Source organism: Chloroflexota bacterium, assembly GCA_034717495.1.
Classification (GTDB): domain Bacteria; phylum Chloroflexota; class Anaerolineae; order JAAEKA01; family JAAEKA01; genus JAYELL01.
In genome coordinates this window covers 37,998-46,689 of record JAYELL010000028.1, presented here as the reverse complement: position 1 = coordinate 46,689, position 8,692 = coordinate 37,998, and the positions used below count along the sequence as shown (strand labels likewise).

The following is an 8,692-nucleotide window of genomic DNA, read 5'->3' as shown; positions in this document are numbered from 1 at the left end:
AATATGTCTTTCCCTCCTCTCGCCTCTCCATCGACCCGCGCAGCGGCGTCAAGCGCCGCCACCACATCCACGAGAACAACCTGCAAAAAGCTGTCAAAAAAGCCACCCAACTAGCCGGCATCGACAAACGCGTCACCCCCCATACCTTCCGCCACTCCTTCGCCACCCACCTGCTGGAAAACGGCTACGATATTCGCACCGTTCAGGAACTCCTGGGCCACAAAGATGTCAAGACCACCATGATCTATACCCACGTCCTCAACCGTGGCGGGCTGGCCGTCCGCAGCCCCCTGGATCAGTAATTCCATGGTCCACTTTCTACCCTCCCCACAATCTTCTATTAGCCGTCACTACAGTTGCCTTGGGACGCCCGGCGCGCTTCGACCGCAATGCTTTCAGACGAACGTGCTCAGTCACTACCAACGGCACCATCCGCTGCCATAACCACTCCTGCCACGTCTCGGTCACCTCGGCCACTGACCAGGGCCACTTGTTGAGAAAGCGGGATAGCCCAGACAGACTGACCTGTTCACCTACCACTCGCCGAAAACCTGTCATGGTTCGCCGCTCTTCGCATTCGATCAAGCCCAGCAGTACGATCACGAAGTACCCCCACTGGCGCTTGCTGAAGCAATCCCGAAAGGCTTCCAGGTACTGGCCTGATTCGGCCGATAGGCATACCGTGGCTTGGGCTTGGCTCATCCTCGAGATTTGGCGTTGTCGTAACACCATTATCCCGATTTGGGCCGTGCCCGTCTATTCAAGATATGCCAAAGTGCAAACATAGTGTTGTACTTGTCTCCTTGTCTCCTTGTTTCCTTATCTCCTTGTCTCCTTGTCTCCTTATCTCCTTGTTTCCTTGTTTCCTTGTCTCCTTGTCTCCTTGTTTCCTTGTCTCCTTGTTTCCTTGTCTCCTTATCTCCCTATTCCTTATCGATAGGGATGCGTGGCGATCGCATTTTGCAGCAGTTGCTCGCGAATACTTGCCAACACAGTTTCAAGATCGTCCAGCCGTTCCAATACTTCAGGAAGGGTAACACCGGTCCCGGATACCGGCATAGGCGCAGGTGGGCGAGCCGCCTCGACACTTCCCAACTGGTCCGAGCGAATCTCCTCGTACAAGGCCCTCGTGCTGCCGGCCGGCTCGACCTGAAGCTCCTGGGCCAGGGCATCTACGCACGCCCGGTACTGGCGAAGTGCACCAGTCCGGTTGCCGGCCAGATAGTAGAGACGCATCAAACGGCGATGGGTCCGCTCCCGCGCCCGGTCGCAACGCAGGATCTTTGCTCCATGTTCCAGACCCTCTTCGTACCGGCCGTGCGCTTCACAGTAGTTCACCAGTTTATCCAGCATTGCCAGATAGATCCCCTGAAAACGCTCCCGTTCAAAGATACACCAATCCCTGTAACAGCCCTCCAGGAGATCACCCCGATAATGATGCAAGGCAGCGCCAATCAGAGCCGCCTGCTCGTTCTGCAGATCCCTGCCCCGGATACCCTTGACCTGCAGGTAGCCCATTTCGATCATTGTCACATCGAGCCACAGCGATGCCCTGGGATTGATCTGAACCCATTCCTGTTCGACCAGCAGCAGTGCCTCGTCAGCCGATGGCACCGTCAGGGCAGTCTGGAGTTGCCATAGCGCCTGGCGAAGGTACTTCTTGGCCTGGCTGGTCGAGCGATCCTGCCACCCCAGATCAGCCAGCACATCTCGTGCATGGGTGCGCGACCGGAACAAAAGCAAGTAGCAAAAAAGCTCCCGAACCTTGCGCGCCTCCAACCCCTCGACAACCTTACCGTCCCACGCAACTTCAAACCTGCCGAACAGGTGCACCCTGAAACCGTTCATTGCAGTCATCTCCATTGATCCTCAGCCCAATCATCTCTTGACTCAATAAAACACACTGCATTTTTGGAACCTTCGTGCATTCGTGCTCCAAATCCTTTTCGCTTCATGCACTGCTGCCTCTATAATTGATCAACGATTCGAGAAGCGCTTTTGCGTCACGGGCGACTGGAAACGGGTCCGAAACCGCCGCCCACGAGAAGCTCGGCCTCGACAGCAACCGCATTGTACCACATTTGAACCTTAGTTGCTTGACGATCCCCCTACTATTCCGGGCTATTCGTCGTCCGAGCTGTTTTCATTGACGCAGAGGACTTATCGGAAAATGGCAAACAACTGCCAAACAGCAGAAATTCCAAATATGACGCAACACGGCGCTGGAGTCTAGCCTGTGCGTAGTCCCCTTTAGGGTAAGGCGGCTTGTCAGCTGTGTTTGTGAAAGACTAGCCCGGCTGAAGCCTAGACTCCATTGCATATTTGGAATTGCTGGCCAAACAGCCCGAAGATTGGCAAAACATCCCGGCTGTGTTATGCTACGATTGCATTGTTATTTTTGATTGGCAGAGGAAGGTATTGGGAAGAGGTCTTGAATGAGGAAAGCTCGCTACGCCGGGATCGGTGCTCTGGTCCTGGTTCTGATACTGGCACTATCGACCGCGGCAGGAATCGCGAAGTCTGAGGGCACTGCCACGCTTCGGGTTATTGCTCCCACCAATGCCATCCAGGTGGGAGAATCGTTCCCGGTCCAAATCACCGGTGAAGGGCTCACTAACCTTGGTGCGTTTGAATTCCAATTTCTCTTCGATCCATCGGTTGTCAACACCTCCGTTTGGAATATTCAGTTGAGTGATTTCCTGGGCAGCACGGGACGCCAAACAGGCGTCTTGCGGCTATCATCGGCAGCGGGCGGCAACCCCGGGCCAATGTTCGGTGCTTATAGCTATGGTTCGCCGTTGGGACCAACAGGGGCAGGAAATCTGGCATCGATTGTGGTGACGGCCGAGGCGCCCGGGGTGAGTCAACTCGATCTTGGCGCGGTGCAGATCACCGACGTGGATGGCAATATCTTATCGTACGAGATTGTTCCGAGCGCCGTCCTTGTAGCAAATCCGGTAGAGACACGACCTCTCTATCTGCCCTTGTTGTTGGCCTCCCGTTGACAGGTCTGCCAGTTTCAAGGGCCATTTCGGGCAAGAATGGCAAAGAGATTCAGGTTGCCCTCCTTGCCATCCGCCAGGAATATCTCCCGAACCTCAAGCCCGGCCGCGGCTGCCAACTCTCGAAGTTGGCGCTCGTCGATAAGATGACAATAGCGTAAACCACTTCCTCCTCGCTGCCAGTCCAATAGATAATCACCGGGCTCAACCGAATCGCTGTCAATGTCGATCTGCTGCCACGGAACGATTTTTCGCTTCAACCGTTCACTGTTCAGGAATTGCCAGGTAGAGATCGCCAACACACCAGATGGTGCAAGGTGTTCGCGCAGGCCCGCCAACAGCGAGCGACGTCGTTGACGGCCGGGGATGTGGTGCAGCACTGCCAGAAGAGCGATGGCGTCGAAGCTGCCCTCCTGCAACTCGTGTGCCCAGTTTTCAGCCATCACATCGACTTGCTGGAACGCGGTGCGCACATAACGCAGGTCGTTGGTGGTTTCCCGGGCAATTTCAAGCAGAGGGCGGCTGGCGTCGATGCCGAGGTAGTCGATCAATAGCTCTCGCTGTTCCAGCACCAGGGCAAAGCGCCCGTTTCCGCAGCCGATATCAAGAAGGCGGCCTGATCGCGGCAGGAAATCCGGGAGCAGCAGCAGACCGGGCTGCTGTGGTCCGCGGGTGTTGGCGAACTGATCGGCAAACCTATGGTAAAATTCTCGATTGATGGTAACCAGGCGTTCTATTACTGGCTGATCCATTGGAAACTGGTCTGATACGTGGCTGAACGAAAAAAAGTCGACGCAACTGCAAGAAAATATAAGCAGATCGATACCGACCGCTACCGGTCAGAGCTGCTCGCCATTATCGAGGCGATCAGGTCCGCTCCCAACTTCGACGATCGCTTCTATCACCGAACCCTGCGCAAACACCCGCGGGATGGCTCCGGGTTCTTCAGCAAGAGCCACCTGGTGACTGCTTACCGCGATTTCGTCGCAGCAGGTGATCTGCCCTTTGAAAAGGAAACGCTCTACCGCCTTCAGATGAAACCGGTGCGAACCCAGTCAGGTATCGCGCCTGTTGCAGTGCTGACCAAGCCGGCCGGTTGTCCTGGCCACTGCATCTTCTGTCCGAACGATCCCGATATGCCCAAAAGCTATCTGTCGTTGGAACCGGGCGCACAGCGGGCGCTTCGCTACGAATTCGATCCCTTTCGCCAGACCCGAGGCAGGCTTGAGGCCTTTGATGCCGTGGGACATCCAATTCAGAAGGTTGAGTTGTTGATCCTCGGCGGCACCTGGTCCGCTTACTCGCCCCAGTACACCGAATGGTTCGTCCGGCGCTGCCTGGATGCCCTGAATGGATCAGATTCAACATCGTTGGCGCAAGCCCAACATCTCAACGAACGGGCGACCTCCCGCTGCGTGGGCTTGACTATTGAAACCCGGCCCGATTGGGTTACCCTCGAAGAGATTCAGCGGCTGAGACGCCTGGGCGTTACCCGTGTCCAACTCGGCATTCAGAGTCTTGACGACGAAATCCTGCGCTTGAACCGGCGCGGGCACGATGTGGAAACTGCCCGCCGGGCGGTCAGGATGCTGCGAGCCAGCGGTTTCAAGCTCCATCTCCACTGGATGCCAAACCTGCTGGGAGCCACACCGGAGAGCGATCTGGCAGACTACGCCCGCCTTTGGAATGATCCTGACATGCGACCCGATGAACTGAAAGTGTATCCATGCTCGTTGATTGCGGGCACCGAACTCTACGAGATCTGGCAGCAGGGGGGCTATCAACCGTATGATGAAGGTGCATTGCTTGCCCTGATAGCTGACTGCAAAGCCAGGACACCCCGCTATTGCCGCCTGAGCCGCGTGGTCCGCGACATTCCGGCCAATTACGTGGCCGAGGGCAATCGGTTCAACAATCTCCGGGAGATGGCCCAAAAGGCCCTGGCCGACAGCGGCAGACAATGCCAGTGCATGCGTTGCCGGGAGGTACGCGACCGTGACGCAGATCCGGATACCCTCCGCCTTGACGTACAGCGCTATGAAACTGGCGCCGGGCTGGAGCACTTCCTCTCCTTCGAAACCCAGGAAGGAAAGCTGGCAGGTTTTCTGCGTCTGTTGTTGCCCTGGCCGGACAGTTCGGTTGAAACACCCTGCGAAATCAAGGCCAACGCGCTGATCCGGGAGGTCCATGTCTATGGACGCGCTCTGCACATCGGTGATTCCAGCAGCGGAGAGGCGCAACATCTTGGTCTGGGAACTCGATTGATCGAAAAGGCTCGCCAGCTTTCACAGGAAGCTGGATTCCGCCGCCTGTCAGTTATCGCCGCTATCGGGACGCGGGATTATTATCGCCAACGAGGTTTTGAGCTCGAAGACCTCTACATGCATGCAGACCTTTGATACGAGCGATGCTTCATCATGAATTAGCAAGCCGAGCGGTCGTGCCAACCGCTCGGCTTCTGCTTTCAATGGGTCCGCCCTGATGAAAGGGGCCGATTACTCGCCCAGGACCTCAATCAATTGCACGTGCAAGATATTGGCAAAATCGGGAACGCCTGTCATCCAGACAAGGGCCCCAACCTCTGGCACCCCAACGATCGCGGTTTGATCATTCACGATCACCGGATAACCGCCAACCTCCCAAGGTCCCTCATAGCCATAATCAGGCAACGATTCTACCAGGCCAACCAGTTGACGCTTGGGCGCCCTGGGAAGTACTTTTATGTGATGGCCATAGTAGTAGCCATCGCCCATGTGAGTTGCTTCCATTTCCAGCCAGGCATCAGGCACGGCGGCGCCCCCGGACTCGTCCACAACCGTATCGTCGTAGATTCCCATGAACACCGGGCTAAGGTCAGGGCCATCAAGCAGGTTGACTCGCCAAATGCTGGGATTGTCCTCCGTCTGGATACGTTGCAGCCATCCAACCAGGTTTTGCACACCTGGCAGGCTGCCGACAACCCAAACCTCCAGGGCGAGGACGTTGCCGTTATCCAATTCTTCAGCCCGGATCTGGACACGTGCACCGATGGCAGGTGTGCCGTGAATCACCGTATTGCTATCGATCTCAACCGTGAGATCGTCGACGACCCATTCAGTGGCGTTAAGTTCGACGATCGAGCCGTCTATCGCCACTTCTGTGTCAGAATCCAATACGATAACGTGATCTGCTACCAAACCTTCGGGGGAAATCCGGCCATGGACAGCAGCCAGTTTTCCGATCTCGGGATCACCGGAGATGTCGTCAGGCGAAACAATGATAACACGGGAATTGCCCACATCCCAGAGTAGATTACCATCCATCGCAAGGATGCGATCAAAGATATCGCTGACTGGACTGAGGGACAATTCGATCGATGTCGCCTGAAAACCGGAAGGTAGTTTGATCGCCTCGACGCGCGCCCATACGTCAGGCTCTAAAGGAACCCCATTGGTAACGATGGTCGTTTCGGGAATAACCTCGAAGGGAAAGCTGTCGACCAGCCAGAAGCCTGGAATCTCCCCGACAACATGAAGCACGCCCTCAAGGGAAACCGAAGGTACCTGAGTAGGGCCTCCCTCCTCCGCCGATAGCGCTGATGCGGTCGTTTGCGTCGTTGTCGGCAGCCAACGACTGCCAACCACCACGCCGGCCACCAGCGCCAAAACAAAGGCTGCCAAGAAAAGGATTCGTAGTCGCTGCATCGTAATCCCACCTTATCTGTATGTTGGCAACTGCTGCGTTCTGACTACCGGGACGACAACTCGCCGCGGGCCGGACAAAGCAGGCATTCAAGTCTTGCCCTCTTTGCCGGGCTTCTATTACCTGATTTGTTTGCGATCGCCGGTAAAATGCAAAAAGAGCCCCAGCCATTCTGCCGGAGCTCGTCTCTATCTGCTCACACAACCCGCACGTTGTTAGCCGCGTTCCTCATGGTAGCGCAGAGTGCGATCGATAATGTCACTTTGAGCAGAACGACGACTCTTCCGGCCTCGCTTGCGATTATTATCTAACTGAACGTAATCATCCAGGATCTCACCGCCGTCGACGGCCTGGCGGAACGCCAATTCCATCAGGGATGGAATGTCTTCGTCGATATCATCGACGGAAGCCGGCACTAACTCGTAATCAGTGGATCCGGAACCCTCGGCGGCAGGCCGCAGTCCTTTGAGACTCAGGTCAACACGCCCGCGGCGCTGGTCGACACCGATTATCCGGACTTCAACCTCTTCTCCAACCTTGACAACATCCTCGGGTTTGGCAACGTATCCCTCTGACATCTCCTTGACGTGCAACAACGCGTCGCGATCAAGGCCGATGTCTATGAAAGCGCCATAGTTGGTGAGTCTGGTGACCGTTCCGTTTACCAATTCACCGGCTGCCAAATCGCTTATCGTCTTGGTGCCCGGCGGGATCATGGTGAGACTGATGCGGTTTTTCTCACGGTCCAGATCCTTGATCCAAACCGTCACCTCATCGCCCTCCTTCACGACGTCACTGACTTTGTGTACCCGACCAGTGGACAATTGAGAGATATGCAGGAGCCCATCGCGGCCGACACCAATGCCCACGAAGGCACCGAAATCGGAGATGCGCTTAACTTTCCCGTTCACCTCCATGCCAACACTTAAGACGCGTACAACGCGCTTGCGGGGCAAGGTTCGAACTTTCTTCTTTTTCTTTCTGGAAGATGACGCTGCTACCGGCTGCTCTTGTTCTTGCTGCTCCAGGGTCTCCTGGGTCACAGCGCTTTCAACATCTGTCACGTGCTCAACCTCCTACAGGGACCTGTGACATGCCCAAAATATATGCCGCATGGCAGCACGCTGACCGACGCGGCATTCGTGAGAAGAAGGTTTCTCCACGGGCTGATCCCAGATTATGTTCTGGCGAGTATTATACCCTAGTTTCATGAAACATGTCAAAATGCGGATTCCGCAGGTATTCGGCCTGCCACGAAACAAGTATGCACAAAGAACTGGAAAAAAGTTCACAAGTCGCCAATTACTTTACCATAACTTGTTGACACGGTACTTATTCCATGTTATACTGGGCAGGAGCAGGCTGGGAATGCGGTCACTTGATCATCCGTTATTCACTTATCGACCACCTGGCAACTCACAGGGTCTGAGGCATGAGGACGATTTTGTCCATTTCAACTGCAAAGTAGCAGCTTCACGCAGCCACGTCCACCTGCGGATGGGCTGCGTTGTGCTTGGCATCGGAGCCAAGTGTTTGGGGAGTGCCCGAAAAGTAAGTACATCAGGGGTGAGACGAGAAGAACTCCGGGCAAAAAGCCCTTTCGGGCACGCTGTATGTCGTGGCGAAAAGGAGCGTGCCGTGCGCAATGACCCACAAGAGCAACTTCAGAAGGAATTGAAGGAAACAAGAGAGCAACTGGTGACGCTCGACAGACAACTCCGGCACCGACCGGATTTCGGTCTCGGTGTAGGTAGTCCCGAAATTGCCACTTGGGAAATGAATCTGTCACGGCGCGCCGCGTTGCGCAAGAGAATCACTGAAATCGAGGAGGCACTCGCGCGAAGTGACAGTGGCCAGTACGGCATATGTGAAGCCTGTGGAAAGGGCATCGATCCTGAACGGTTGAAGATCCTGCCACATACCAAACGCTGTGTCCGCTGCGCAAACATACCGCAAGGCACATGGTTTTCAAGGCCTCGTAAAGAGGCAGTTTGAGTCCGCCGAAACGT

General features: G+C 55.6%; 9 protein-coding genes. 4 read left to right on the top strand and 5 right to left on the bottom strand.

What is annotated here, in order from left to right; translation table 11 throughout:
• The coding region (locus U9R25_05700) for a tyrosine-type recombinase/integrase (GenBank protein ID MEA3335384.1) at positions 1 to 302 on the top strand (302 nt) is incomplete at its 5' end.
• 16 nt (positions 303 to 318) lie between these two features.
• On the opposite strand, the gene U9R25_05695 is transcribed toward U9R25_05700, so the two are convergent.
• Both U9R25_05695 and U9R25_05690 read right to left on the bottom strand, forming a co-directional pair.
• On the bottom strand, positions 319 to 702 hold the full coding sequence (locus U9R25_05695) for a transposase (GenBank protein ID MEA3335383.1): 384 nt from the start codon (positions 700 to 702) through the stop codon (positions 319 to 321).
• A 228-nt stretch (positions 703 to 930) separates the two neighbouring features.
• Positions 931 to 1,848, bottom strand: a complete 918-nt coding sequence (locus tag U9R25_05690) for a BTAD domain-containing putative transcriptional regulator (protein MEA3335382.1) — start codon at positions 1,846 to 1,848, stop codon at positions 931 to 933.
• Between the two features lie 587 nt (positions 1,849 to 2,435).
• Here U9R25_05690 and U9R25_05685 point away from each other — a divergent pair.
• A complete protein-coding gene (locus U9R25_05685) occupies positions 2,436 to 3,005 on the top strand; it encodes a cohesin domain-containing protein (GenBank protein MEA3335381.1) in 570 nt (189 codons plus the stop codon).
• A 14-nt stretch (positions 3,006 to 3,019) separates the two neighbouring features.
• Here the strand turns inward: U9R25_05685 and U9R25_05680 are convergent, their stop codons facing one another.
• Entirely contained in the window at positions 3,020 to 3,754 is a 735-nt protein-coding gene (locus tag U9R25_05680; GenBank protein MEA3335380.1) for a class I SAM-dependent methyltransferase, read from the bottom strand.
• An 18-nt stretch (positions 3,755 to 3,772) separates the two neighbouring features.
• On the opposite strand from U9R25_05680, the gene U9R25_05675 reads away from it, so the two are divergent.
• On the top strand, positions 3,773 to 5,401 hold the full coding sequence (locus U9R25_05675; GenBank protein ID MEA3335379.1) for a tRNA uridine(34) 5-carboxymethylaminomethyl modification radical SAM/GNAT enzyme Elp3: 1,629 nt from the start codon (positions 3,773 to 3,775) through the stop codon (positions 5,399 to 5,401).
• Positions 5,402 to 5,497: 96 nt separating this feature from the next.
• Here U9R25_05675 and U9R25_05670 read toward each other — a convergent pair whose 3' ends face one another.
• Complete coding sequence (locus tag U9R25_05670; GenBank protein MEA3335378.1) at positions 5,498 to 6,685, bottom strand: DUF5666 domain-containing protein; 1,188 nt, start codon at positions 6,683 to 6,685, stop codon at positions 5,498 to 5,500.
• A gap of 213 nt (positions 6,686 to 6,898) precedes the next feature.
• Positions 6,899 to 7,747, bottom strand: coding sequence for a S1 RNA-binding domain-containing protein (locus U9R25_05665; protein ID MEA3335377.1), 849 nt, complete (start codon positions 7,745 to 7,747; stop codon positions 6,899 to 6,901).
• 574 nt (positions 7,748 to 8,321) lie between these two features.
• Here U9R25_05665 and U9R25_05660 point away from each other — a divergent pair.
• Complete coding sequence (locus U9R25_05660) at positions 8,322 to 8,678, top strand: TraR/DksA C4-type zinc finger protein (GenBank protein MEA3335376.1); 357 nt, start codon at positions 8,322 to 8,324, stop codon at positions 8,676 to 8,678.
• The last annotated feature ends 14 nt before the right edge of the window (positions 8,679 to 8,692 follow it).

Bases quoted from the DNA above. Each gene is read 5' to 3' on its own strand.
- U9R25_05695 (MEA3335383.1), bottom strand. From the start codon at position 702: ATGAGCCAAGCCCAAGCCACGGTATGCCTATCGGCCGAATCAGGCCAG.
- U9R25_05680 (MEA3335380.1), bottom strand. From the start codon at position 3,754: ATGGATCAGCCAGTAATAGAACGCCTGGTTACCATCAATCGAGAATTT.
- U9R25_05685 (MEA3335381.1), top strand. From the start codon at position 2,436: ATGAGGAAAGCTCGCTACGCCGGGATCGGTGCTCTGGTCCTGGTTCTG.
- U9R25_05670 (MEA3335378.1), bottom strand. From the start codon at position 6,685: ATGCAGCGACTACGAATCCTTTTCTTGGCAGCCTTTGTTTTGGCGCTG.
- U9R25_05690 (MEA3335382.1), bottom strand. From the start codon at position 1,848: ATGAACGGTTTCAGGGTGCACCTGTTCGGCAGGTTTGAAGTTGCGTGG.